At 46.6% G+C, this 517-nt stretch carries 1 pseudogene; it reads right to left on the reverse strand.

Going from position 1 to position 517, the window contains the following annotated elements:
• Nucleotides 1-332: 332 nt before the first annotated feature.
• Nucleotides 333-485 (reverse strand): annotated as a pseudogene (locus E1297_RS00750) (IS6 family transposase); the annotation flags it as partial.
• Between the last annotated feature and the right edge of the window lie 32 nt (nt 486-517).

Genomic DNA, 517 nt, shown 5'->3' on the forward strand with positions numbered 1-517 from the left:
GACGTAGTAACCCGTATCCTCGTCATATTCATATGTATAGGAACTCATATCAACCACTCCACCTCGTCGAGGCGCGGATGTCGCCTGCTGCAGCAAATCGTTTTACTGACGGGGAGAACAGCCATAACATTCATTTTCTTGGCACTTAACTTCATGGTTCGATAAGCACATGAAAGACAATACCCTCGTCCGACTTAAATGATATCGGTTAGCGTGTTTGTACGAAATGGATTGTTTTTTAAATCGAATTAAGGAATTTGACCTGCCCCACAAAAGGGCTTTGCTGAAAATTTTGAATGTTGACAGATTCCGCTCCGGACCGGCGCAAGTGCTCAAGCTTTTTCATCCTGAAGATGGCTTTCGAGCATGGTCATCGCTTCGGCGAGGGCACAGGGATCGATGCCGAACGCACTTCCGACTATGCATGCCTCTCCGAGAATATCGTTTGAGAATTTGAAGATGCCGGACCGCGCCTTTTGCAAAGCATGGTAGTGTCAAAGATCTTTCGCGCTTTTGA

This window comes from Roseibium sp. RKSG952 (genome assembly GCF_009711355.1).